General features: G+C 60.6%; 1 protein-coding gene. It reads right to left on the reverse strand.

The annotated features are described in order from the left end of the window. Positions 1 to 284, reverse strand: a 284-nt coding sequence (locus AAEZ06_RS27070) for an aldehyde dehydrogenase family protein (RefSeq protein ID WP_350617158.1), incomplete at both ends; no start/stop codon positions are given.

Consider the following 284-nt stretch of genomic DNA (forward strand, 5'->3'; position numbering starts at 1 on the left):
GTGCAGTACCGGGCCGAAGATCTCGCGTTGCAGTTCGTCGAAGCTTTCCAGCTCGATCAGGGTTGGCATCACGAAGGTGCCGCGCTTGATCTCTTCACCGTCGGCAATCGCCACTTGGTAAACGTTGCGGCCTTTGTCGCGCATGGCCTGGATGTGTTTCTCGATACCCGCCTTGGCTTCGGCATCGATCACCGGGCCGATGTCCACCGACAGGCGTTCCGGGTTGCCCAGGCGGCATTCAGCCATGGCGCCCTTGAGCATTTCGACCACACGGTCTGCTGAGT

Origin of the sequence: Pseudomonas sp. HY7a-MNA-CIBAN-0227 (assembly GCF_040310325.1) — a bacterium.
Lineage (GTDB): Bacteria > Pseudomonadota > Gammaproteobacteria > Pseudomonadales > Pseudomonadaceae > Aquipseudomonas.